This window comes from Terrihalobacillus insolitus (genome assembly GCF_028416575.1).
Taxonomy (GTDB): Bacteria; Bacillota; Bacilli; order Bacillales; family Amphibacillaceae; genus Terrihalobacillus; species Terrihalobacillus insolitus.
This window is the reverse complement of the sequence record NZ_JAMQKB010000019.1, coordinates 1-24555: the sequence shown is the minus strand read 5'-3', so window position 1 is coordinate 24555 and position 24555 is coordinate 1. Positions and strand designations below refer to the sequence as shown.

General features: G+C 36.3%; 32 protein-coding genes. 10 read left to right on the top strand and 22 right to left on the bottom strand.

Annotated elements, in window-relative coordinates; all coding sequences use genetic code 11:
* The first annotated feature begins 371 nt into the window (after nucleotides 1–371).
* A complete protein-coding gene (locus tag NC797_RS14475) occupies nucleotides 372–1538 on the top strand; it encodes an iron-containing alcohol dehydrogenase (RefSeq protein WP_272437521.1) in 1167 nt (388 codons plus the stop codon).
* Nucleotides 1539–1976: 438 nt separating this feature from the next.
* On the opposite strand, the gene NC797_RS14470 is transcribed toward NC797_RS14475, so the two are convergent.
* The 10 genes from NC797_RS14470 to NC797_RS14425 all read right to left on the bottom strand — a co-directional run bounded on the left by NC797_RS14470 (nucleotide 1977) and on the right by NC797_RS14425 (nucleotide 7071).
* A complete protein-coding gene (locus NC797_RS14470) occupies nucleotides 1977–2162 on the bottom strand; it encodes a hypothetical protein (protein ID WP_272437549.1) in 186 nt (61 codons plus the stop codon).
* Between the two features lie 131 nt (nucleotides 2163–2293).
* Entirely contained in the window at nucleotides 2294–2665 is a 372-nt protein-coding gene (locus NC797_RS14465; RefSeq protein WP_272437520.1) for a VOC family protein, read from the bottom strand.
* A 140-nt stretch (nucleotides 2666–2805) separates the two neighbouring features.
* On the bottom strand, nucleotides 2806–3321 hold the full coding sequence (locus tag NC797_RS14460) for a GrpB family protein (protein ID WP_272437519.1): 516 nt from the start codon (nucleotides 3319–3321) through the stop codon (nucleotides 2806–2808).
* A 323-nt stretch (nucleotides 3322–3644) separates the two neighbouring features.
* Nucleotides 3645–4028 carry a hypothetical protein gene (locus tag NC797_RS14455; RefSeq protein WP_272437518.1) on the bottom strand — a complete coding sequence of 128 codons (384 nt, stop codon included), beginning with the start codon at nucleotides 4026–4028 and terminating at the stop codon, nucleotides 3645–3647.
* Nucleotides 4001–4216: a hypothetical protein gene (locus NC797_RS14450; protein ID WP_272437517.1), complete on the bottom strand. Its 216-nt coding sequence runs from the start codon at nucleotides 4214–4216 to the stop codon at nucleotides 4001–4003. The genes NC797_RS14455 and NC797_RS14450 overlap by 28 nt, the downstream gene beginning before the upstream one ends.
* A gap of 199 nt (nucleotides 4217–4415) precedes the next feature.
* Nucleotides 4416–4802 (bottom strand): retropepsin-like aspartic protease, encoded by a 387-nt coding sequence (locus NC797_RS14445; protein ID WP_272437516.1) that lies wholly within the window; start codon nucleotides 4800–4802, stop codon nucleotides 4416–4418.
* The gene (locus NC797_RS14440) at nucleotides 4802–5059 is read right to left on the bottom strand and encodes a hypothetical protein (RefSeq protein ID WP_272437515.1); all 258 of its coding nucleotides are present in this window, start codon (nucleotides 5057–5059) and stop codon (nucleotides 4802–4804) included. The genes NC797_RS14445 and NC797_RS14440 overlap by 1 nt, the downstream gene beginning before the upstream one ends.
* A gap of 132 nt (nucleotides 5060–5191) precedes the next feature.
* Nucleotides 5192–5374, bottom strand: a complete 183-nt coding sequence (locus tag NC797_RS14435; protein WP_272437514.1) for a hypothetical protein — start codon at nucleotides 5372–5374, stop codon at nucleotides 5192–5194.
* A 147-nt stretch (nucleotides 5375–5521) separates the two neighbouring features.
* On the bottom strand, nucleotides 5522–6043 hold the full coding sequence (locus NC797_RS14430; protein WP_272437513.1) for a DUF5412 family protein: 522 nt from the start codon (nucleotides 6041–6043) through the stop codon (nucleotides 5522–5524).
* 524 nt (nucleotides 6044–6567) lie between these two features.
* On the bottom strand, nucleotides 6568–7071 hold the full coding sequence (locus tag NC797_RS14425) for a hypothetical protein (RefSeq protein ID WP_272437512.1): 504 nt from the start codon (nucleotides 7069–7071) through the stop codon (nucleotides 6568–6570).
* A gap of 91 nt (nucleotides 7072–7162) precedes the next feature.
* Between NC797_RS14425 and NC797_RS14420 the strand changes: the two genes are divergently transcribed.
* A complete protein-coding gene (locus NC797_RS14420) occupies nucleotides 7163–7375 on the top strand; it encodes a hypothetical protein (RefSeq protein ID WP_272437511.1) in 213 nt (70 codons plus the stop codon).
* 416 nt (nucleotides 7376–7791) lie between these two features.
* Here NC797_RS14420 and NC797_RS14415 read toward each other — a convergent pair whose 3' ends face one another.
* Together NC797_RS14415 and NC797_RS14410 are read right to left on the bottom strand one after the other, a co-directional pair.
* Entirely contained in the window at nucleotides 7792–8022 is a 231-nt protein-coding gene (locus tag NC797_RS14415; protein ID WP_272437510.1) for a hypothetical protein, read from the bottom strand.
* Nucleotides 8009–8551 (bottom strand): DUF3990 domain-containing protein, encoded by a 543-nt coding sequence (locus NC797_RS14410; RefSeq protein WP_272437509.1) that lies wholly within the window; start codon nucleotides 8549–8551, stop codon nucleotides 8009–8011. The genes NC797_RS14415 and NC797_RS14410 overlap by 14 nt, the downstream gene beginning before the upstream one ends.
* Before the next feature lie 184 nt (nucleotides 8552–8735).
* Between NC797_RS14410 and NC797_RS14405 the strand changes: the two genes are divergently transcribed.
* Nucleotides 8736–8999, top strand: a complete 264-nt coding sequence (locus NC797_RS14405; RefSeq protein ID WP_272437508.1) for a recombinase family protein — start codon at nucleotides 8736–8738, stop codon at nucleotides 8997–8999.
* 52 nt (nucleotides 9000–9051) lie between these two features.
* Nucleotides 9052–9558 carry a recombinase zinc ribbon domain-containing protein gene (locus tag NC797_RS14400; protein ID WP_272437507.1) on the top strand — a complete coding sequence of 169 codons (507 nt, stop codon included), beginning with the start codon at nucleotides 9052–9054 and terminating at the stop codon, nucleotides 9556–9558.
* Between the two features lie 101 nt (nucleotides 9559–9659).
* Here the strand turns inward: NC797_RS14400 and NC797_RS14395 are convergent, their stop codons facing one another.
* The 5 genes from NC797_RS14395 to ltaE form a co-directional block, all read right to left on the bottom strand.
* A complete protein-coding gene (locus tag NC797_RS14395; RefSeq protein ID WP_272437506.1) occupies nucleotides 9660–10091 on the bottom strand; it encodes a VOC family protein in 432 nt (143 codons plus the stop codon).
* A gap of 22 nt (nucleotides 10092–10113) precedes the next feature.
* A complete protein-coding gene (locus tag NC797_RS14390) occupies nucleotides 10114–10464 on the bottom strand; it encodes a VOC family protein (RefSeq protein WP_272437505.1) in 351 nt (116 codons plus the stop codon).
* A gap of 19 nt (nucleotides 10465–10483) precedes the next feature.
* On the bottom strand, nucleotides 10484–10948 hold the full coding sequence (locus tag NC797_RS14385; RefSeq protein WP_272437504.1) for a helix-hairpin-helix domain-containing protein: 465 nt from the start codon (nucleotides 10946–10948) through the stop codon (nucleotides 10484–10486).
* Nucleotides 10949–11343: 395 nt separating this feature from the next.
* Nucleotides 11344–12264 carry a ketopantoate reductase family protein gene (locus tag NC797_RS14380; protein WP_272437503.1) on the bottom strand — a complete coding sequence of 307 codons (921 nt, stop codon included), beginning with the start codon at nucleotides 12262–12264 and terminating at the stop codon, nucleotides 11344–11346.
* A 70-nt stretch (nucleotides 12265–12334) separates the two neighbouring features.
* Nucleotides 12335–13360: a low-specificity L-threonine aldolase gene (gene ltaE, locus NC797_RS14375; RefSeq protein ID WP_272437502.1), complete on the bottom strand. Its 1026-nt coding sequence runs from the start codon at nucleotides 13358–13360 to the stop codon at nucleotides 12335–12337.
* Between the two features lie 346 nt (nucleotides 13361–13706).
* Here ltaE and NC797_RS14370 point away from each other — a divergent pair, with 346 nt between their 5' ends.
* Nucleotides 13707–13919 carry a hypothetical protein gene (locus tag NC797_RS14370; protein WP_272437501.1) on the top strand — a complete coding sequence of 71 codons (213 nt, stop codon included), beginning with the start codon at nucleotides 13707–13709 and terminating at the stop codon, nucleotides 13917–13919.
* A 741-nt stretch (nucleotides 13920–14660) separates the two neighbouring features.
* Here the strand turns inward: NC797_RS14370 and treR are convergent.
* The 4 genes from treR to NC797_RS14350 all read right to left on the bottom strand — a co-directional run bounded on the left by treR (nucleotide 14661) and on the right by NC797_RS14350 (nucleotide 19052).
* Nucleotides 14661–15371, bottom strand: a complete 711-nt coding sequence (gene treR, locus NC797_RS14365; RefSeq protein WP_272437500.1) for a trehalose operon repressor — start codon at nucleotides 15369–15371, stop codon at nucleotides 14661–14663.
* Between the two features lie 23 nt (nucleotides 15372–15394).
* Entirely contained in the window at nucleotides 15395–17080 is a 1686-nt protein-coding gene (treC, locus tag NC797_RS14360; protein WP_272437499.1) for an alpha,alpha-phosphotrehalase, read from the bottom strand.
* A gap of 85 nt (nucleotides 17081–17165) precedes the next feature.
* The gene (locus NC797_RS14355; RefSeq protein ID WP_272437498.1) at nucleotides 17166–17654 is read right to left on the bottom strand and encodes a PTS sugar transporter subunit IIA; all 489 of its coding nucleotides are present in this window, start codon (nucleotides 17652–17654) and stop codon (nucleotides 17166–17168) included.
* A 204-nt stretch (nucleotides 17655–17858) separates the two neighbouring features.
* Entirely contained in the window at nucleotides 17859–19052 is a 1194-nt protein-coding gene (locus tag NC797_RS14350; RefSeq protein ID WP_272437497.1) for an MFS transporter, read from the bottom strand.
* 142 nt (nucleotides 19053–19194) lie between these two features.
* Between NC797_RS14350 and NC797_RS14345 the strand changes: the two genes are divergently transcribed.
* Nucleotides 19195–19530, top strand: a complete 336-nt coding sequence (locus NC797_RS14345; protein WP_272437496.1) for a hypothetical protein — start codon at nucleotides 19195–19197, stop codon at nucleotides 19528–19530.
* Nucleotides 19531–19763: 233 nt separating this feature from the next.
* Here the strand turns inward: NC797_RS14345 and NC797_RS14340 are convergent, their stop codons facing one another.
* Nucleotides 19764–20729, bottom strand: a complete 966-nt coding sequence (locus NC797_RS14340) for a bile acid:sodium symporter family protein (protein WP_272437495.1) — start codon at nucleotides 20727–20729, stop codon at nucleotides 19764–19766.
* A gap of 569 nt (nucleotides 20730–21298) precedes the next feature.
* Here NC797_RS14340 and ectA point away from each other — a divergent pair.
* From ectA to NC797_RS14320, 4 genes are all read left to right on the top strand, one after another.
* Entirely contained in the window at nucleotides 21299–21793 is a 495-nt protein-coding gene (gene ectA / locus NC797_RS14335) for a diaminobutyrate acetyltransferase (RefSeq protein WP_334313187.1), read from the top strand.
* A gap of 66 nt (nucleotides 21794–21859) precedes the next feature.
* A complete protein-coding gene (gene ectB, locus NC797_RS14330) occupies nucleotides 21860–23134 on the top strand; it encodes a diaminobutyrate--2-oxoglutarate transaminase (RefSeq protein WP_272437494.1) in 1275 nt (424 codons plus the stop codon).
* Between the two features lie 35 nt (nucleotides 23135–23169).
* A complete protein-coding gene (locus NC797_RS14325) occupies nucleotides 23170–23556 on the top strand; it encodes an ectoine synthase (RefSeq protein WP_272437493.1) in 387 nt (128 codons plus the stop codon).
* Nucleotides 23557–23868: 312 nt separating this feature from the next.
* Complete coding sequence (locus NC797_RS14320) at nucleotides 23869–24477, top strand: transporter substrate-binding domain-containing protein (protein ID WP_272437492.1); 609 nt, start codon at nucleotides 23869–23871, stop codon at nucleotides 24475–24477.
* The last annotated feature ends 78 nt before the right edge of the window (nucleotides 24478–24555 follow it).

The window sequence follows — 24555 nt, the reverse complement described above, 5'->3', positions numbered from 1 at the left end:
AGGGTCTCTGAGTCCGCATAAAAAATTTAGCGGACTGAGAGGCCGCTATTTGGCCAAAAACCGTGGTATTGACGGGTTTCGCGGACTCAGAGGCCGTTAATTGCCGAAAAGCCAGCCAATATAAGCACATTTATAGCAAATAACGGCCTCTCAGTCCGCTTAACCAAAGAAAACAGGCTATTTTTCGAAAATAAGGGTCTCTGAGTCCGCATAAAAAATTTAGCGGACTGAGAGGCCCTTATTTGGCCAAAAACTGTGGTATTGACGGGTTTCGCGGAATGTGAGGTGGGCGTATTGTTCTTTTCCTTGTATCAAATACTTTACATGATACACATTTTTCTTCATGATAAACAAAGGAGGCGATTTCACCTATGGAAAACTTTACATATTACAACCCTACAAAATTAATTTTTGGAAAAGGTCAGCTAGATAAATTGAAAGAGGAAGTTCCACAGTACGGAAGCAAAGTGTTAGTTGTTTATGGTGGTGGAAGCATTAAACGAAACGGTCTTTATGATCAAGTGTTAGCATATTTAGCTGATATGAACGCGGAGGTCTTTGAACTTTCTGGAGTCGAACCTAACCCACGTGTTACAACTGCCAGAAAAGGCATCAATATATGTAAACAAGAAGGAATTGAATTTCTTCTAGCTGTTGGCGGTGGAAGTACAATTGACTGTACAAAGGCCATTGCAACAGGCGCAAAAACGGACGAAGACATTTGGGATATCGTTACAAAAAAGGCGGAGGCAAACGACGCGTTACCATTTGGAACGGTATTAACCCTAGCCGCAACAGGCTCTGAAATGAATGCTGGCTCTGTTATTACGAACTGGGAAACAAACGAAAAACACGGTTGGGGTACACCATATACTTTTCCCAAATTTTCTATTCTAGATCCAGTTCACACGTATTCCGTCCCAAGAAATCAAACTGTATACGGGATCGTTGATATGATGTCCCACGTCCTTGAACATTATTTTCATCACACACCAAATACGTTACTACAGGATAGAATGTGTGAAGGAGCATTACAAACCGTAATGGAAACAGCCCCAAAGCTTCTTGAGGATCCTGAAAATTATGATTATCGTGCGACGATTATGTATAATGGGACAATGGCATTAAATGGAATGTTCAACATGGGCTATCATGGTGACTGGGCAACTCACAACCTAGAGCATGCTGTCTCAGCTGTACATGATATACCGCATGGTGGTGGGCTAGCAATTTTGTTTCCAAACTGGATGAAATATTCTTTGGATGAAAACGTTGAACGCTTCAAACAGCTTGCTGTCCGCGTTTTTGATATTGATCCAGAAGGAAAATCAGATCGAGAAACAGCACTACAAGGCATAGAAAAACTCCGTGCATTTTGGGATAGCATCGGTGCACCTTCCCGACTAGCTGATTATGATATTAATGAAGACAGTATAGATGAGATGGCTCAAAAGACCGTCATTGCTCGCCCAGAATACGGCAATTTTAATAAACTAAATATAGAGGATTCCAAAGCGATTTTTCGTGCTTCACTATAAATTAAAATAAAATGACTCCTTTGACTACAAGTTCGTGTTCAAAATGTCGCCGAATTAGAAGCAAGCAGATCTTATCATTTGGTGACTTTTTGAACAACTTCTTTAAAAAACCTCTTCTGATAGCGTAAGTAGTTCACTTACCGTGGAGAAAGTATCAATGAGTAAAGATAATCCTTACTCAGAAGCGATGTTTCGGACACTCAAATATCGGCCTGATTTCCCAAAAAGGCACCCTATAGTTTAAGTTAAAAAATTTGCAACGACTATTGAATTTACCATAAAAAAAGATTAGAAGTAAAATCTAAATCTTTAACTAAAAAGTTGAGGGATATAGCTCTAACTTATCCATATCCACAATAAATCGATATTGTTTTAGTACATAAGTCACAATTAAAGAAGTTGTAATAAGTTGTCCATCATATGAAAGTTTCATTAAATTCATCTCACTTTCATCAGGGGATCTCTACGAATATGAATAACAAACTCTTCATTTGAGGTATGATACACAACTGTTTCTTCTTCTGCTTTAAAAAACTCTTTATTAGCATCTTCGTCTGCAATTGGGCGTATTGGTGCTACTTCATCAACAATTTTCTTATCACCTTCTTCATGATAATCCAAAATTGAAACTAAAAGAAATTGATTTGTGAATAACTCTCTGACTTCTCACCACTTCATCTTCGCATTCCTCCTTTTCCTTTAATTATACTGGTTACCCCGCTTGTAGAATAAGAAATAGAGTTAAGAAATAGAGTTTAGGACATCCCTAAATCTTGAATCATTTCCACTCTGTTTCCGAATGGGTCTCTGAACTCAAAACGTTCAAAACCCGGTATTGGTACCCCTTCAATTATCTGAATGTTATTTTGTTCTAACATATTTCTCCAGTATGATATATCCTCTACTTGATAAGCTAAATGAGCTTTTGTTTTTAATCGGTCAAAACCATCTTCTGCACCTATATGTACATCTCTATCTCCGACTTTTAACCAGAATCCTCCACGTCCTTTTAGTGATTTGGGCTTTTCTTTCTCAGGTAGACCGAGAAGCCCACAATAAAACTTTTTTCCCTCTTCTTCAGCTTCTTTTGGAATAGTTATCTGAGCATGATGTAAACCAAGAATCATAAAATCGCACCGCCAATTATCATTTTAAATTTTTGATTATCTTTTATATAAGATTCAACATCTTAAATATAAACTCCTTCCTCCACTAACCTGCTTTGTTAGCGAAAAAAATTGTTTAGTAATCGTCACCCTTAGTTTAATTACCGATTCCTTCTCCACTTTTCTGCTTTATTATCAATCTCTTTTATAAAATGGTTTTTTCCTTCTATATATTTTTCAATGTTATTAGGGAATTTTCCAGCCAAGTTTTGTTTTAATTGACTGTATTTCACAGCCTCTTCTGGATGTGCTATCATATAATCTCTAAATGTTAGATGACGACTAATTTCCTCATTTCCTTGTTCAAAAATGTGAACGTGATGAGTCCTATTGTCACCACCCTTTCTAAAAAAACGTCTCCTTGAAATCCCGTTTTCACCAAGAACTTCATAACCTAACTGCTCCATATCGTTATTAAAATTATTAACATTTTCAATGTTAATGACTTCAACCATAATATCAATTACTGGTTTAGCATTTATATTTGGTATTGCTGTACTCCCAATATGAAATATATTTAAAATCTCCTCTTCAAATACATTTTTAATTCTTTTACTCTCTTCTCGAAACATCTTAGACCATTCTGCTTGATGGGGCAGAACCTCAACCTTTCGCATAAATACACCTCTTTTCAAAATAATCAATCCTTTAAGTCCTTCTTTTACTTTAATAAGTCCCTATTTCGATAAAAAAGTAAATAATTCCTTTAAAAATATATTTTCATTAATTTCGAATGTTCGATTGATTTAATAGTGTCCCTAGTTTATTTTCCTTGAAAAAATGCGAAATATAAGAATGAGCCTCGTTTTTGGATTCAGAATCTGGTAAAATAGTAGCCATAAATACATCCCTTTCTGGTTATGGTTGTCCTAACTATATTTTACCAAATCGGGATGTATTTTTGTGTGTTTTTTTAATATTATTTCTTGGGAGATCTCAGTTATATCAAGGGATTACAAATGGTTTTTAGCTGCGAAAGTTGAGTAAGTAATTTTATCTCTTTAATCTTAGATTTATCGTTTATTTCAAAACACTTCTCATCGTTTAAAGTTTCGTAGATACAAATGCTTTTTGGAAGCTCTTCAACCCAAGAGGTTGATTTATATATAGGAGTTTTATCAAACATAACTTCTGTTTCTTCTTCAAACTGATTATAACTTGCTGATATCAGCAACTCACCATCAAAACCTTCTTTTCTCCAATGAGAATAAAAACCAGACCAATCGTTTTCATTATCGTTATCATCTAAAGCTGATTGTACATACTCAACTTCCCAACCAAGGGTAGGAAGTTTACTCATATAAAAATCATAAATTTTTCCCAATGGTTTCCCCTTATTACATATTCATTTTGAGTTGGTTTCAACCCCTTATACAAAGGAATATCTTTGTGTTGTTCTGGAATAATAGACATCCCCTCATAAGTATCATCAGTGGCTTTTTGATAGGAAAGCCAACCCATAGTAATTAAAATCGTAATGCACACATATAATAATAAACTTTTTTTATTCACTTAATCCCCCCTAATTATTTTTCTACTAAAAAAGCATTACTTGAATAAGAGTACAGGAGCCGTTGAAACGACAACTCCTTGTTTCAATCTTGCCCCCGTTACTTTAAGTGAAAGTCTTCACAAAATTTAATTGCCCCTTACATTAAAGCTGTAACATAAAAAAACAGCAAGTATAGAAGTGCACCTAATATACTTGCCATTAGCAATTTGACTGTAATAATAATTCGTCTATATTTATAACTGCTTTCAATTTTTGTAATAAGTCCAATCCAATGATACCATCCAAATCAAATCCGTAATTCATTGGACCTATTTCTAAAGCAAAACCTTCTGTTTGCATATTTCCAATTTTTACTGAATCAACCGTTTTAGAGTAGACAAACTCTGATCCCCCAACTCCACTTATACGATATATCATATCATTTTCTTCTGCTACAATCCCTATTGACTCTGCTAAGTCAGTTGATACAACTGTACTTCCTGAGCCAGTATCGACTAAAACACGTTTAAAATGAAGCAATTGTCCGTTAAATGTTAGTTCCATATCCGTAAGCAATAAACCATCTTCAATAATTAGTTTTTTCACTATCTCCTAACACCTACCCATTTTTTCTCAATGATATTAGGCTTTTTACGGCTAGTATGAAGAACATATAATTCTCGATTAGGTTCTTCTCTATGAATTTCTTGATATCCCTTCATCGCCTCTGGAGAATTAGCAAATTTCTTCAGAGGGGCAATCTCATCTAAAATACGCTCACTTTCCTCATTTGTATGTGCTTGTACAGCTTCTATTAACACCCATTGGTCTGGAAACGCTTGGCACACATCTTCCCACTTCATAACGACTCACCTCCAGAAATATTTACTTATATTGTACCATGAAAATGTAAGGGTGGAATAACACTGATTAGCTCAACAAAGGTGCAAATCCTTATTGAAGATAAGCATCCCAATAGTTGAAGAAGTTATTTTCTAATCATTGTCTAAATCATCATCTAAAAAGGATTTTTTATTTTTTTTAATATCATACTTATCCTCAATATATCGACCAATTATTGAACTGTTGATACCTCTCCTGACTGCTGTTTCTATAACGATATACAGTATAAATAAACCAACTAAATATAAAAAAATAGAAAGACCGATACCCACCATAAAAAACCCTCCAATATTTCAAATTCCTTCTACAGTAAGATTTCATACGCTTTATTGAACACTATGCTTCGTTAGTACAATAACTTCAACAAAAAATCATCAATCCCTTCTTGGGTCAACGCTACCCGTTAGCACAATAAGAATTTGTTAATCCGAAAAAGTTTCCCCTTTATTCAAGTCCAAAGCATGGTTGTTAATTATGATGGTATGGTTATTTGTCCATTCGACATCTGCTTTGTGCATATTGTTATCATCATAGATATTTTTCTTAAACCAAAGGGGGCCATTTACTATTCCTAATACACCAATGGAGGTAGCAGCTCCGCCATTTACAGTATAAAAGTCGATAGTGATTTTAGAATCGGGTGACTTTATAGTTTTAATGGGTTCTCTCGTAAATGTATTCACTGCTATCCCTAATATAAGAACTGCTGAAAGAGAGAATGTCACTAAGACCGTCAGCCAACTTCTCCATCTTGCCCCCCTGCTTCTTTTGTCCTTAAATCCTACAATCCCCATAACAAAAGCAATAACTGTAAGTAACCATAAAATAGAAACAGGCGGTGATACTGACCAAGTTTGGTTATTAAAAGCATATATAGAATGTAATGAAACCAATAAGGATAATAGACATAAAAAGAATGACCATAAATTGTATTTTCTTTCCAACAAATCATCTCCCCTTAGAAGTTCTCTTATAATTATCACTTTAGCCCTTATAATTAACTATTCCGATCCTTTAGTGAAAAGTGAAATTCCTTATTTAACAATCGCATCCTTTTTAGTTTAAGTGTACACCTTCACAAAACATCATCTTTACAAATAGTTGACAATAAATTTTCATAAGAAAAGACCATAACTAATTGTAATGGTCAAATGATTTCATATATAAGTTTTATTTAGTTTTCACCAGGAAAAAGGATAGCTAAGATAACAACATCATTCTCAATCAAGTGTAAGTTTTCCTTTGCCAAGAATAGAAAACTGGAATACAGAGTTATCACTATTCATATTCGAAATATATTTCATAAGCTCTTCTGAAGATTGAATTTTTCCCATACTAATAAATCACCACCATTTATATCCTTGTTTTTATAATATCATATCAAGCCGTTCATGTAACGAATCAAAAATACTTATTGTGGTAAAGGAAGCATCCAATAGTTGAAAAAGAATTTTATGAATTTAAAAATTTATTTAAATTCAGCATTATAAATACGCTGACCATCCTTGTTAAGTCCAATTAAATTTGATGTTCCATATGTCCAAACCAAATACCAATAAGACGTGCCGTTATGATTTACAATTGTTGCTTTCAAAACTTCTCCACTTAATTTTTCCACTTGGACCTTTTCAATATTTGGATCATTGATTTTACCAAAAAGAACTTCTTCATTTTTTTCCCCTTGATGAGTGAAACCAAAGGATAATTTTCCAGCGTTATTTTCTGAAATGTCACTTGACCCTTTCCATTTATTGTTCACCTGACGGTATTCTGCCGCACTAACCTTATTATCTTTATTTAAGGTGTATAGAATAACTGCTTCGGTTTCGTCATTAAACTTCAAGACCTTTATAATATCGTTATTTGTATGTTCACTTGTGAATGTATCTTCTAAGCTTTTCGGATTATTACAGCCTACTAGCAAATTAGTAATAACAAATACCATTAAAAATAGATAAAATCTTCTTTTCACCTTATCCCCCCCTGTATTTTTTCAACGCTACAATAATGTTATTGGAATTCAAAACATTGAATCGAAAGAAAAAATTGTAAGTCTCAACAATATGGTGACACAAAAAAACAGAATTCAAAAATCGAATGCTTTGATGGTATATCGTTACTTTGATAAGGATATTCAAGTTGAAAGAGTATCGGCACATCATTTTGGAGTAGATGGGATAAATGAAGTTAGGTATGCGATTTGTAAGGAAGATGAATTCGGCTATTGGTTTATGTGTTTTGAAGAAGAATTTGAGAGGTTGAATAAGGAAGGTTAAGTTTTTATATCCACACCTTCAAATGATCACTCTTATTTATTCATGACAACCAAAGTGAACTTATCCCAAAATAAGTACCTTACTCCACAAAGTTGTCCACAAAAACGATTGTAAAGTAGATTATCCACAGAATTTTGCAGAAGTGTTGCTTTAGATTATACTGGTTTCATCTCATTAACAGTACTTGATGTTTAAATAGCGTTATGGACGTAATAGATTCATATGGCCCGGAAAAAGCGGACCAAAAAGTAGACATGGGCCGAAAATTGGTCCGCAGCTCGAATTCTGGACCGCAAATAACGGTATGGAATATAAAATGAATGGCTGCGAGAAAACTGCTGCTTTTCCTGATTTGTAAGTTGCGGCTCTTATAAAACAAGGAAGGAGTAACTAATCACTGTATTAGCTACTTCTTCCTAGTTTACCGTACTATTAGATTTTTTCACATGAAGTGCCCGAATTCGCTCCGCCCAATATGTTTCATCATAATGGTGAACATACATTGGATCATCTGCTAGCCTCTTTAAGAAATCCGACTGAACTAAAACGGTAGATGCCTCTTTTCCAAAATGTTTTTCTAGTTCAAATTGAACATCTAAAATGAATTCCATGTCCATTTCATCGAAGTTATATTTATTTAATGTCAATGCGTTTCACCTCCATGTATTTAATACATTTTATTGCTTGTAATGTGTTTAGTGATAGTTGGTTACTGATTTCTGTATAGGGCATGATACCTTGATGAAATTGTTCAAAACTAATTCTCTGACTTTCTAGTCGCTTTAGAAGCGGTACAATCTTTCCGTCCGCCAGGGGACCACAAACATAATCATCTTGATGATATAGACCGCCACGTTTACCAATTCTTCTACAATTATAAACAAAGTTGGCCCATAGTGTAGAAGGATTTTCAAACTCTTGCCCATTTAAACGGCTTAGTTTTTCAATATCTAATTCCAGCACAATAATAGTTGGGAACAACATTTGGTTCATTTCTTTATAGTCGTTAAATTTCTTTAATGCCCACTTTTCTGCCTGGTTCATGTTATTTGTCACATAGAACCCTTGCCCAAAATCTGTGAATGTCCTACCTGCTGTTATATCTATATTGCCCACAATTTTATCTGCATAATCACTGATTGTGCCATGATAACTAATATTAAATTTTTCTAACAAGTTCCTGCTCCTCTAATTTCCCTTTCTTACATTATAGCATATTTTCTGGGGGGGAATTACAAGTGAGTTTATTAGATCTATTTCAGAGAACTCTACCTGGGGAATCAGGCGACGATTTGAACAGGGAAAAGTCGCCATCAACGATACAAAAATTCTAGGATATGCCAAAGATGAAGATGGCAACTTGATCATTAACGAGCCACAAGCCAAGATTGTTAGAAGGATATTTAAAGACTACCTTGATGGGAAAGGGCCAAATCGAATTGCTAGAGAGCTTGAGGAAGAGCATGTTCCAAACTGGAACGGAACAGCAAAATGGTATGAAGGCAGTATTAGAAAGATGTTGAGTAATGAGAAGTATAAAGGCGATGTCCTTCTTCAAAAGACCTACACCGTTGATTATTTATCCAAGAAAAGAGTAGAGAATACCGGTCAAGTTCCACGATGACAATCACCCCGCGATTATTGACAAAGACATGTGGGAAGCCGTACAGCTTGAAATGGAAAGAAAAAAGAAATTTGCTGAGAAACATGGATTTAAAAGAATAGACTATGGAACCACCGATAATCCATTTGCAGGAAAGGTGATATGCAGCGATTGTAGCAGCGCCTTTGGCAGAAAGGTTTGGAACTCCAATGATGATCGATTTAGAAGGAAAGTATGGAGATGTAATAAGAAGTATGCAGAGAAAGGGAAAAAGGGCTGCAACAATACACACATTGAAGATAAGGTACTCTACCAAATTTTCATCAATGTTTTTAATGCCATAATAGAAAACAGCGAGTATTTTATGCAAAAGTGGGAGGAAAAGTACACCAGCGAGAACCAACTCGAGAAATATAAAGCCAAGCAGTTTATTGAAATTATAAAAGATGCTACACCAACTACAACGTTTGATGCGAATTTATTCTTCAAACTTGTAGAGAAGATGACGATCTACAAAGATGAAAAGGTGATTGTGACTTTGCTAGATGGCACAGAAGTTGAGTGTCAAATTGACAAATAAGAAAAGGGCTTGGAAATAGCTCCAAGCCTCAATTGCTTCCTCCACTAACGCCCCCGTTAGTTTAAGTGTAAAGTTTCACAAAGTCATTAATACTTATAATCTTACTTTATAATTAACATTTCATTATTTTCAAATTCCCAAATATCAGCATAAGCTACCTCCCAATGATAACCATCAGGGTCTGAAAAATAGCCACTGTAACCACCCCAAAAAACATGTTCAGGGGATTTGACTATTTTCCCACCTGCTTTTTCAGCTTGCTTCATTACTTCATCTACTTCTTCAACCGAATTAGCATTAAAAGCAAAGGTAATACCCGAAAATCCTTTGCTAATAAGTTGTTCATTTTCTTTTATATCTTTTGATAATTCATCTAATGGATATAGAGCCAATTTGGTTCCTTTATTGTTAAAGAAGACAATACCTGGACTTTCCTCTTTAACAGAAGTTTCAAATCCTAAACCATCTCTATAAAAGATTAATGATTTATTAATGTCTTTTACTCCCAATGTTATTATGTTTATCCTGTTCATTTTAAACAAACTCCTTTAACATTTAATTATCTTGTACAAATCCTAATTCATTTCCATCAATATCTCGAATAGTAAATTTTCTTGTCCCATAAGGAGTAGAAAATAGCTCTTCCACTACTTCAACTTTGTCTTTTAATTGATTCCATAAATTATCAACATCGCTTACATTAAAGTTAAATCTACCGTGAGAAGGGTAATTTTCATCCTCCATAATTGCAAAAATAGCACCACCAGAATGTTCAAAATGAATATAATTCGGTTTATCTGGAGGGTATATTGCTGATACCTTAAAACCTAAATTGTTTGTATACCATTCTCTTGCAAGTATTAAATCTTTTACATTAACCCGTACATGCATAAGTTTCGTTTGCATACTTTTCACTCTCCTATATTTAATCAAACCATGCTTTCTTCGGTCTTGATTGAGGGTAGCCATTATCTTTACGATACTTTTTTCTTTCTTCAGTAAAGTCAAACCATTGTTTATCACAATTAGAAGTATTAGCGAAATAAATTACACAACGTATCTGGTCCTCCACACACCCATCAGTCCAAACTCCAAGGTTTTCTTCTAATTTGTCGAATAGATAAGCTCCGTCTTTATCCTTTATGTCATTTAATGAATAAAGCTGAAGGTTATAAACTAATTTCTCGGCTAATTTGAATCCAATTGAAGGTACACATTGGAAAATTGCTAAGCCCCTTAATATTTTTGCTCTTTCAATTGATACATCTAAAACCTTCGATATATGTTCTAACTCTAAACTATGTATTGCACTAATCTTAATCTTGAATTTTCTTAGGGAATCTTTTTCGGATTTGGTTAGTGGTAACTTTGGATTATAACTTGAGCCCAATTATACACCTCCTTACAATTAAATATATCTACTTATAGTATAAGCGAATTGCATTCGCCATCAAGCCATTAACTGAATATTCCTTCTTCAACTATCCTGCCCGTTAGTTTAAGTACATAATTTCACAATATCTTATATCTATATTCTAACATGTATTTGAATTACCCTGATAACATCTGTTAGTGGTCGGTTGATTTGCGTGCTAATTAAACTGTGTTAATTACAAGTAAACACTGATATACCAACGAAAAAAAGCATACCAATCAAAGTGCGATTTGGTATGCCATTTAATCAGTTATTTAAGTTTTTCTCCATCAAAAGTGAACTACTTACTGATAGCAGAAGAGGTTTTTGCATGCTAAGAAAGTATAAAATACCTTATTTTTTGGATGGGTTTAAACCATTTCGTTTTCAAACGGCTTTATCAGCCCATAAGTTGTTCTTGTATATGGAAGATCTAATCCAATTTTTTCAGCTAATCGAAGCGCTCCCCCATGCAAGTGATCTACCTCTAATGTTAATCCTTTCCGACGATCTTGATGCATGGAAGAGGTAGCCTCATCAGGTAGTCCTTTTAATTTGTTTAGGGCATTTTCAACATGTTCATCCGTTAAAGGTATCTCATAACCATTCGCTAATGTTTTCATCTCTTGCAAAAAATTCTTGACTAGATCAAACGTTTCCTTGTAATTTCGAATCTCGCCAATCGGCAGATTGGAAGCAGTGGTGATTCCAGAAAAGGCAGTAATAAACATGTATTTATTCCATAGTTCCTCCGAAATGGATTCGCTTAATTTATTACCTATTTTTGCATTCTCTGAGATTCGGTCCAATTCTTCTACCACAGATTGCTGGGAAGGGTGTAATACTCCATAAACCAAATCATGAAAAGGACTTGAATGAACTACATGTCCTTTATCGTCCAGTGTTGAAATAATGAAGGATAGCCCACCAAGCACAGATTCTTTACCAAGCTCTTGCTGAAGAATGGGTATATGCTCGATTCCATTTAAAATCGGAAGGACTTTAGCACCTTTATTCACTAAGGATTTTAGAGTATCCATTGTTCCATCGAGGTGGTATCCTTTTACAGCAAGAAGAACAAGATCAGCATCTTGAATATCATTAACTTCTTCTACGACTTTTGGATCACTTACCTTGTACTCACCTTGTTTACTATGTAACTGAATACCATGTTCACGTATTTGTTTCGCTCGCTTCTCCCTTACCAAAAACGTAACATCTTGCCCGACTTCAGTCCATCTAGCACCAAAGTACGCTCCTAACGCACCTGCACCAAGAACAACGATTTTCATATAATCACCCCTGTTTTCAATAGTATTCGTAAAGTATATGCCTTTCTAAAAAAGTAAAGCACAATATGAATTAGCTTCTCAACAAACTTTGGACACAACTTAGTACGTGTTGAACATCTTCATTAGAAACACCATAGTTCGTCACCATTCGAAGCGTATGCGGACCAAACGCTACCGCTAGGATCCCTTCTGACTTTAATGCTTCAAGGAAGGCATTTGCCGTATATCCAGCACCTTCTACATTCACTAAAATAATGTTTGTCTCAACGATATTTTCTATCATCAATCCATTTACTGCGGCAAGTCCATCCGCTAGCAACTGGGCATTTTGGTGATCCTCTACTAAGCGTTCAACACCTTCTTCCAACGCAACAAGACCTGGTGCTGCAATTATTCCCGCCTGTCGTAGTCCACCACCTAGACGTTTGCGCCATTTACGAGCATGCTGGATGAACTCCTTTGTGCCTGCAATGATGGAACCGACTGGCGCGCCAAGACCTTTTGATAAACAAAATTGAACCGTGTCTGTGCACGCTGCATACTGACTAATTGGAATACCCGTTGCAACAGATGCATTAAAAAGCCTTGCCCCATCTAAATGTATAGGGATATTGTTTTGGCTAGCAATTTCAGCTATAGCCTCCATGTTTTCAAAAGGTAGAATCGCACCGCCCGCCTTGTTATGTGTATTTTCCAAACAAATCAACCCTGTTTCTGGAAAATGAATGTCTTCTGCACGTATTGCCGCGGCTACATCACTCGGATTCATCGCCCCTCGATCTCCTTGTATCGTATATGGCTGTACCCCAGCTAGTGCCGACATGGATGCACCTTCGTAGACAAATAGATGTGCATTTGCTTCAATAATGACCTCATTTCCAGGGTTGCAATGAGTTAACACAGCAATTTGATTACCTTGGGTGCCACTCGTAACTAATAGAGCCTCTTCCTTGCCAAGTAACTCGGCAGCTTTTTCTTCTAACTTATTAACGGTTGGATCCTCACCATAAACATCATCTCCAACCTCTGCCTCGTATGCAGCTTTTCGCATTGATTCTGTTGGCTTCGTTACTGTGTCACTTCGTAAATCTATCATACCCTCGACTCCCACTTTTTCTCCCATTCTACTAGAAAAAACACTGGGATACCATATTTAAGATTGATACACAAAGGAAAGGGCACCTTATCGATAGTATTTTGTGGTTTCTCCTGAGTAAATAAAGGTTGGTTACCAGAGCCGGATATCGTAAATCTTATTGGCAAGAGCAATGGAATAGATCGTTTTTTATACATGTAGTCACCCTTTTCTAGTTTCTTAAAATATCTGGATATCCAGCTATATTTTATAATTTATTTTAAAATTTTTAATTTTCAATAAATAATAACTGAAATTTTATGATAAAATGGGATTTAATACAAAAAATTATGTAGGGAGGATACCAATGATTTTACCATTTTTACCTTATTTAATTGAGTTAGTTTTATTTTTAATTGGGATTTACTTTATAGCATTAGGAGTTTGGGAACACAAATTAGGGACAAATAAAAAACATTTAATTACTTTTTTTCTTATCGGGGCACTGTTTATTGCGATAAGCCAATCGTTCTTAGAATTATGGGAATTATACAAATTACTTTATTCCCAAGCGAATTGAACAACTTAGTAATGCTCTTGAGAACTCGTTCCCCAGCTTTTCGGCTTTTAACAAAGATGTTGCAGTGAACCTCTCAACTCATACGGCTCCCATTATTCATCGCCGGTAGTATTCTATGTCCACTCTTTCTGACAATATCTGTCCAGTCTAATGCTTATTAATTATCTGTTTTTTGTATAATTATAAAGAATAGATGCAATCCAATTATAGAGGTAGGTGTTGAAAAATGAGGAATAATAGGGACAACGACAAAGATAATGATTTGTTTGACCGAGCATTTTTCGGAAGTCCTGGAGTCATGATAATAGTAATATTAGTGATTATAGTAATTAGTCTAATTGTTAATTATTTTAAATGAACCTTGGTGACTACTTAGACTTTTCGCCACACCATGAATCATATTGGTCGGGGAGCTAAAATTGTTTTATACAGGGATTTCAAAAAACAAAAAAATAGAAATTTAAAGAGGTTCATTCTTCATTCGGAAAAATGTATGATCAACCATTACACTTTCAACCGATGTCTTATGAATAGGTATATGAAAAAATTAATGGTGCAGACATTTCCACACTGACAAAGGGAATGGAGAAGGGCTACTTTTAGCCCTCTTTCCAACACGATAATCCGAATACCCAAAAATTACTTGGCGAATACACTTTTAGTACGTACAACTTCCTATTTTGTTATTTGAAACCAACCTCGGACAAATCCCTACTCACGCACTTTCATTAGCGTATTCTTTCAATTTCTTCGTGCAAAGTCTACAAAACGAAATTTATCTGGTCGATGCCTGGACTCTGTATACTGAAAAACGGTTGCATCGGACATGTAGACAAAACTCCGTATAACGACAACTTGTTCATGTCCTTGTAAATCAAGGAATTCTCGATCCTCTTCAGACACTTTTTCCACTACGATCTCTTTTTTGGCAAAGCTTATATCCTTCTTTAATTCCTGTTCAATGTATGCATAGATAGAGTGTTCACATATCGATTTTGTTAAACCAGGAATGATGTCTTCCCTAATTAGTTCCTTATCCAGGATAATATTTTCTCCATCAATTTTCCTAGTTCTCGTTACTTTCCAAATCATCGTTTCGTCAGAACAATGAAGCATATTCTTTACAGATGATTCTGGTTGAAACAAAATTAACTCATGTACCTTTGTACGAACGTTTTGTCCAAGTCGACTAGATAATTCTTTAAAACTCACTAATCCAGAAACAGGAAATTCAAATTTGTTACGGTCAAGAACTAATGAGCCCTTTCCCCTTACTTTTTGGATAAACCCATTTTGGGATAATAAATGGAGCGCTTTACGAATTGTCTCCCGTGATGTTTCGTATTCCTCTGCTAATTCATTTTCGGAAGGAAGCTTATCCCCGTTGCTGAGAATACCAGACTGAATTTTTTCTACTAATTCCTGATAAATAAGATCATATTTATTCTTCATCGGCGATCACCACTCTAAGTATATCAATTCTTACCAATATAATATACGACAGATTCATAAGGGCGAAGTTTTAACTTACGATAGTCTGTAGGGGTATCCTTATAATTGGAAATAAGTACATCAACCTTATCCCCTTCAATGGAAATGTTTTGCGGTAGTGCAAAATTCGTTTCTTCCCCATAAAAATTGTTGACAACGAGTACTGTTTCTTTTCCCTGCTGTCTAATGTAAGCAAATATTTGATCATGATCTTCTAGAATTAACTGATAATTTCCATCTGTAATAATCCCATATTCTTTTCTCAGTTGAATCAGTTTCTGATAATGATAAAAGATGGAATCAGGGTCATCTAATGCGGCCTCTGCATTTACTGATTTATAATTTTCTGCTATTGGGATCCAAGGGGTACCTGAGGTGAAACCAGCATTTTGAGCGGCATTCCATTGGACAGGCGTTCGTGCGTTATCACGTGATTTCTGTTTTAAAATAGCCAAAATAGAAGCCTCATCGATTCCGTCCTGTTTCATCATGTTATAAACGTTGAGAGATTCCACATCTCGATATTGCTCAATCGATGCAAACTTCGGATTGGTCATTCCAATTTCTTCTCCCTGGTAAATATATGGCGTACCTTGCATCATATGAATCGTCGTTGCCAGCATCTTTGCGGATTCCTTTGGATAATGTTCATCATCGCCAAACCGAGACAATACTCTCGGCTGGTCATGGTTACACCAGAACAATGCATTCCAACCGCCTCCACGATTCATCTCGGTTTGCCATAAGGAAAGGATTTTTTTTAACTTATAAAAATCAAAATCTGCAACGGTCCATTTTTCACCGTTTGGATAGTCTACCTTCAAGTGGTGAAAGTTAAAGGTCATGCTTAGCTCTTTTCGATCCGGGTTCGTGTACTTGATGCAATGATCAATCGTTGTTGAGGACATTTCCCCAACAGTTACTAAGTCATATTTAGCAAAAACTTCCTTGTTCAATTCCTGCATAAACTCGTGAACTCTCGGGCCATCTGTATAATATTTACGGCCGTCACCAGGTGGAACCGATCCGTCATCATCAGGGAAACGTTGATCTTTCGATATTAAATTAATCACATCCAGGCGAAAACCATCGAGCCCTTTTTTCGCCCAAAACCGCATCATTTCGTAAATCTTTTGGCGCAATGCTTCATTCTCCCAATTTAAATCAGCTTGGGTTACATCAAAAAGGTGAAGATAGTATTGATCCGTTATTTCGTCGAACTCCCATGCCGAACCACCAAACTTTGACTCCCAATTGGTAGGCTCTGCACCATTCTGACTATCCTTCCATATATAAAAATCACGATACGGATTTGTCTTGGACTGTTTTGCTTTCTGAAACCACTCATGTTCCGTGGATGTATGGTTCACAACAATATCCATCATGAGCTTCATGTTTCTTTTGTGTAGAGCTGTAATTAAACGGTCTACGTCGTCCATTGAACCGTATTCCTCAAATATCGCGTAATAATCACTTATATCGTACCCATTATCATTTTGTGGGGATTCATAGATAGGCGTTAACCAAATGACATCAACCCCTAGCTTTTTTAAATAATCCAATTTTTCAATGACACCTTGTATATCCCCAACACCATTGCCTGTCGTGTCATGAAAGCTTTTTGGATAAATTTGATAAACTACCGCTTTTTTCCACCACGGTTCCGACATACCGATCACCTCGAGTTTATATGCTAGTCATGTAGTAAATTAGCCATGTTTCTAGTCTGGCCCATTTGAAATGAGGTTCTTTCTTTTATGCTTTTGTTACATGTAGTAATTCAGTTGAAGCTGCTGTTACGCTTTCTTCTTGTAAAATTTCAACCGAATACTGATCACTGTTTGTTATGATGACAGGTGTAACCGTGCTTGAGGCCTTTTGTTTGATTAAGTCTAAGTCGAAGGAAACAAGTGGATCACCAACTTTTACTTTGTCTCCTTGTTTGACATGTGCTTCAAAGCCCTCGCCGTTCATACCGACTGTTTCTAATCCAATATGAATTAGCAGTTCTATTCCACTTTTACTTTTCAAACCAATTGCATGCTTTGTGGGGAACACCTGCACAATTTCTGCATCCATTGGTGCAACCACCTTGCCTTCAGCAGGTTCAATCGCAACCCCTTCCCCCATCATTTTTTGCGAAAAAGTTGGGTCTGGTACTTCTTCTAATGAAACAACCTTCCCTGTCGCTGGTGCTTTAATATAAACATCTGTTTCCTTATTACCAAACAAGCCTTTTAACATCATGTGTGCCTCCTTCATTGTACTCTTATTTGTATTTAAAACTGGGACCCCTCTGGATTTCCCGACCATGCCAATTGTTTAAATAATATAATCAAAGTATAACTTGTATATACAAGTTTATCAATTGTAATCTGTCTTTTTTCTAATCTTACTTTATCCCAATTCCCTTTAACTATTAGTGCGAGTTCGTCATAATTCCATGTATTACGAAGAATGTTTCAGACTTCCTTTTGATCGTTGCACACGAGTTTGGTAAAGAACAAACAACCCCATCACCAATACGACAATTAATGCACTAAAGAGATACAAATAAGTAAAGCCTAGGGAAGAAACAATGATTCCGAAAATGAATGATCCCACAGCAATACCAGAGTCATACAACGTAAAAAAAGTGGCTGTAGCATGACCGCTTCTTGCTTTATTTGAGGATTGGATGGCCATTGTTTGAAAGCTTGGCACTAACGCACCATAACCTAAGCCAATTAACCCTCCAGAAACCAACAGCATCCAGGCTGACTGGGTAATGCTTAGAGTGATTAGTCCGATTGCAAAAAGAAGTAAACATGGCAGAATAACATATGCAGGCCCGCTCAAATCAAAACGTCTACCGAGATATGGCCTAGATAGGATCATCATGATCGCGAAAACGACAAAAAAGTAACTTGACACGGTGGATAGACCAACCTCATTTGTAAAAACCGATAAAAAGGAAACCACACTAGAATAAGAAAAGGCAACCAAACTGCTAATGAACGCAATCGGCATCGCCTTTCGTTCAAGAAGATCATGAAAAGAAATTTTTTTTGCTGGATGATGAACTGCTTCACTATCAGCTGGAACCTCAATAAGAAAAGAACACCCTGCACCAATCACCATGATGACACTTAAAAGTAAAAATAAATCAAAAAATGGGTAATACTGCAAAAGTGTTAAACCAATAAACGGCCCAACAACAATCGCAACATTCATTGACATTGCAAAATAACCTAATCCCTCACCCCGCCTATCATCTGGTACTAAGTCTGCAGCTAATGCCCCAGTTGCAGTGGTCAACACAGCAAACGATAAACCGTGAAGAAAACGAATAGCTAACAGTAAAAAATAAGTGTTGGTAAACATGTAAAACACTGTCGTCACCGCAAATAGAATCGCACTAATAACCAATCCATTCTTTTTCCCCATAATTTCTAGAATTTTCCCCGAAAAAGGCCGAATCAAAATTGCTGCGATTAACATTACTGTTACGACCAAACCACCTTCAGCCTCTGTACCTGCTAAATCATCGATTACATATATCGGTAAGGTTGTTAGCAGCGAATAAAACACTGTAAAAACAATGAATTGAATTAAAGAAATACTAATAAAGCTTCGTGTCCAAATGGGTTGTTTTTCCTTCATATCGTTCTCACTCCAATTTTATTTGTACATATTTTGTCTTAACGTAGATGAAGCATCTTATGTTGAAAATTGCGATTAAAAGAGATTTACAAATTGCTCAATCTGTATTACTATGTAATACTACCAATACATTAAAAGAAGGGTGTGGGATGCGATCAAAAAGATCATCAGTATTGCTAGTCTCATTATCTTTCTATTCACGCTAACAAGTGTTCATTTCTCCATTGTAGAAAGAGAAAATCCAGTTAGTGATGTTATTAGTAAGTCTTCTGACGTATTTTCTGAGCAGGTTACAGATGAACCTAGCAGCAGTAAATACCCTTCTGCCCTAAGTCTGATACTACCTCCAATTCTTACACTATTCTTTGTAGGATCCATCTTGCTTTGGCGTCGGTCTTTAAAGGATCGTTTAATGCAGATCTTCTTGCTCGCTGTTTTCTATCAATCATCCTATTTTTCTTCTTCTAATGGTACCTAATTGATACTAGTACCAAAAAGGAGGAACAATACCGATGATGTTATTTGTTCGATTTTTAATGATTGCGGCTTTTTCTTTTACTGCTATTTGGTTATTCATCTTCCAAGGGATTGAGATTTTTCAATCCTTTATGAGTTACTTCCATGAAAAGTAAGACCGTTTCATAAAGGAAACAACCGCACTTATCACGGTGCGGTTGTTTCTTTTTTTATTGACAATTCCTTTTTTAAACACTACACAACTACCCTTTGTTCCTGTGTTTTTTTGTTGTAATACCTGTCAATTAGGAGACCAAAAGGCGAGGCCAACACCTGTTGAAACAACATACCTACTACAACAGGAACTGCGACTGGTGGCGGAAAATAGGCAATTGCAATAACTGCACCAGTAGAGATATTTCTCATTCCACCAGTAAATGTCATCGTCATAATATCCTCTTTTTCCCGTTTTAATAGCCCTCCTATTACCCAGGAAATAAAATAACCCGAAAATGCGACAAAAAACACCACAATTCCGATCATTACTAACTTTAAGTTAATTTGAATCAAATAAGGCGCAATTACTGCACTATTTAGAATAACAACGGTTGCCAATGAAAGCTTTGCGAAGGGTGCCAGTCGTCCAACCCAATTTTCTTCTACTCTTCCTTTGGTAAAATGATTTAAGCTCATTCCGATTATAGAAGGTATCACAATCATCCCTAATAAACCCTTCATAATACGCCAAACATCCATTTCGATTCCGCTCCCAACTAGTAAAGAAAGACTAGTAGGAACAATAACTGGCGAAAGCATTGTATCGATTAAGATGATCGACAACGTTAAAGCAATATTCCCTTTGTAAAGGGATACCCATATGAAACTAGTAATCCCAGTAGGAATAATAACGGATAGAATTAGTCCAGTGATCGTATAAACATCATCTTGAAACACAACCTTCCCGATCCCTAACGCCCACAATGGCATGATCACATGGAGGATAGTGAGAACAATTAGAATTGGAATGGGATGTAAAATGGCCTTTTTCATTGAATGGAAATTTGAACTCAAACTTCCAGAAAAGGTCATGAATGCAAAAATCCAAGGAACAAGAAAAGAAAAATCTGCTAAATAGTTGGCAAGTAAAACACCAATTACTACACTTGCAGGAGTGATCAATGGCATTCTCTTTTGTAGTTGCTGGTTTAAACGTATAAGCAATATCACATCTCCCCATTTACATTCATATGGTCAAAACATTACTCCTTTTATCGCTCGATATCAATAAGTTTGCACCCGATCATCCTATGGGTATTTTTACTAATTGAAATATCTCTAGTGTTAATTATTTAAATTAATTATTAATAAACATTTATTTTTAAAAGATTATATTATATTTATAAAGCAGATCCCGAATTTGGTAAACGCATTGCGGAAGGATTAGGATTATCCGTTCCCCAAAACGCATAGTATTTCAGTGTTTACCGCAAATTAATAATCTACGAAAGATAAAATCTAGATCTATTTCTTTTGATCTAACAGTAGGACTTTCATCCCGAAAGTTTTAAAATAGTTAGAATACTTAACAAAATCGTAGCATTTTTAACGCTCGCCTTTCTGATTGCTAGTCATCCCTAATAGCCACGAATAAAGCTTGTTATTCAAGCTTAAACTGGTTTGATTATCCTGTTCCTTACACCTATGATAATACATGTAGTTTGAGTTATCATTAAATAATTGAAGCGAAGGGAGAATTTAACATTAACAGTCAAGTTGTAGAAGCGCCGCAAATAGCAGCAACGAAAACGATTGTTTTTAAAAAGCCTACCGTAGAAGATGGTGCAGAGATGTGGGAATTGGTGGACAAATCAACACTCGACCAGAACTCTGCTTATAAGTACATTATGATGTGTGAGTTTTTTTCAGAAACATGTGTTGTCGCTAAACAAGAAGGTAAATTAGTTGGTTTTGTAACCGCATTTATCCCTCCTGAACGTAAGGATGTGGTATTTGTCTGGCAAATAGGAGTTGACCCCTCACAACAAGGAAATGGTATTGCATCAAAGCTCCTAACTGAACTTATCACCCGAAAAGCTTGCCAGAATGTTCGCTTTGTTGAAGCAACAGTTACCCCGTCAAACAAGGCATCCAAGTCATTATTTCGACGCTTTGCCCGTGATAACCAGACCAAATGTAGGGTAAGCGAGTGCTTTTCAGAAGACCTCTTTCCAAGTGATGAACACGAGGAAGAACTGAGCTTCCGAATAGGACCAATTCATTCATAAATTCACCATTTGTGCGGTGTGATTAAATACCGATTTAAGAAAGAGAATCTTAAGGAGGAACATAATTTGAGTCAAACAGATAAAAGCATTTTTGAAGAATTCGAATCAGAGGTCCGCAGTTACTGCCGTAATTTCCCAAGCATTTTCACAAAAGCGAAGGGCTACAAAATGTGGGACGAAGCAGGTCAAGAATACATTGACTTTTTTTCTGGGGCAGGTGCACTAAATTACGGCCACAATGATCCTGTAATGAAATCAAAACTTGTTGAATATATATCAAATGATGGGATTACACACTCCCTCGACATGGCTACATCCGCTAAAGCAGAATTTATATCTAAGTTTAATGACGTTATTTTAAAACCACGTAAATTGGATTACAAAATTATGTTCCCTGGACCTACAGGAACAAACACCGTGGAAAGCGCCTTAAAGCTAGCAAGAAAAGTAACTGGTCGTACGGATGTTATCAGTTTTACGAATGGGTTCCACGGTATGACAATTGGATCCCTCTCTGTTACAGGAAATGCAGCTAAACGTAAGGGGGCAGGAATTCCGCTTCATCATAGTGTAACAATGCCATACGACAATTTTGTGGATAACAATAGTTCACTAGACTACCTTGAAAGCTTTCTAGAAGGTGGTGGTAGCGGAGTTGATATTCCTGCTGCAATGATCTTGGAAACAGTTCAAGGGGAAGGCGGAATTAACGCAGCCAGTTTTGATTGGTTAAAGAAAATCGAACAAATTTGTAAGCGTTGGGGGATTCTCCTAATCATCGATGATGTTCAGGCAGGCGTTGGACGAACAGGTACGTTCTTTAGCTTTGAACCAGCTGGAATTACTCCTGATATCGTTTGTATGTCAAAATCATTAAGCGGATTCGGTCTGCCTTTTGCCATTACATTATTTCATCCTGAACTTGATATCTGGTCTCCTGGAGAACACAATGGGACATTCCGAGGCAATAATCACGCCTTTGTTACTGCAACAGCAGCATTAAGTTACTGGGAAGATAAAGAATTTGAAAAATCGATTCAAAACAAATCAAAAATGATTCATGATTTCTTAGTCAAGCTCAATCAAGATACTCCTGAACTAAACGGAGAAGTATGCGGCCGTGGATTTATGACAGGTATTGTATCTGAAGTGGATGGTCTGGCCTCAAAAATTACCGCTGAAGCGTTCGAACGAGGATTAATCATGGAAACTTCTGGTCCAAATGATGAAGTATTTAAGCTATTTCCACCTATCACAATTGACGAAGATGGGTTGAAAAAAGGATTTAACATTATCGAGGAAAGTGTTAAAAGTATTTTAAAAGAACCTGTTACCAATTAACAACAATATTGCAACACTATGGGAGGAAAACGATCATGAAAGTGATTTCACTAGAAGATGTACAAGGAACGGAACACGATGTGGATGGCGGTAACTGGATTAGCAGACGCCTCATTTTAAAAAAGGATGGCATGGGCTATTCTGTTCATGACACAATCATCAAAGCTGGAACCGAAACACACATTTGGTATCAAAACCATTTAGAATCTGTTTATTGTATCGAAGGAGAAGGGGAAGTTGTTACACTTAAAGACAACAAAGTATGGCCGATTCAAAAAGATACCCTTTATGCACTTGACCAAAACGATGAGCACCTCCTACGTGCGACAACCGATATGCGGATGGTTTGTGTATTCAATCCTCCGATTACTGGAAAAGAAGTACACGACGAAAATGGTGTGTATCCCGTCGATGAAGATTAACATTGGATATTGCGCAAATGAAGAGAGAAGGCTTCTCTCTTCATTTGCGCGCTTTTAAGAGGATTCATATTAAATGCATACGCCTGCGCTACTCAAAATTGCGCCACCTCGACCTGCTTGCGATGCACAGGACATGCTAGTGGCGACATTAGTCGACCTTCTAATTTGTCGACTTTTTGAACACACACTTTAACGTAAACATTTTGTCTAATTGGAAGAATTCCCAACAGTTATATTTTGAAAATTCATTATAATTGTATTATTCTATTTATATGGGCGTACAAGCCCTAACATAAAAGGGGGAAATATTGAATGCTAAAAAAATCTATGTTGATACTTTTGCTTGGGCTATTCCTTGTTGTTTTAGCCGCATGTGGTACATCAAGCGAAGAAACAGGCGGCGATGGTGGTGAACAACCAGCAGATACGGAAGAAACGGAAGATACTGGTTCCGATGCAGAAGCAACTGAAGATGATAGTGCAGCTGACACAGAAGATGATAAAGTATATACCGTTGCAACGGATAACGGATATGTTCCTTTTGAATACCTTGACGAAGATTCTGGTGAACTTGTTGGTTTTGACATCGACTTAATTAAAGCCCTTGCTGATGAAGTTGGAATTGAAATTGATATTCAAGCGATGGAATTTTCTGGAGTCGTTGCTGGTATTGGTTCTGGCCGATTTGATATTGGGATTGCTGGCATGACCATCACCGAAGAGCGGAAGGAAAATATTGATTTTTCTCAGCCATATTATGACGCTGGTCTCATTCTTGCCGTACGCAGTGATAACGATGAAATTAAATCAGTTGATGACCTTTCAGGAAAAACCGTTGCAACCCGTTCTGGATCCACAAGCGAAACGTATATCCCGAGTTTGGCGTTAAATTTTTCCAATTGCAGTCGTATCAAGGGTTAGAGGCATGTAGAAAAAAGCTTGTTGTCACTACATGCTCTTTTTTAGTTTTTCCACTATTTTTTTAATGCTTGTTTGCTT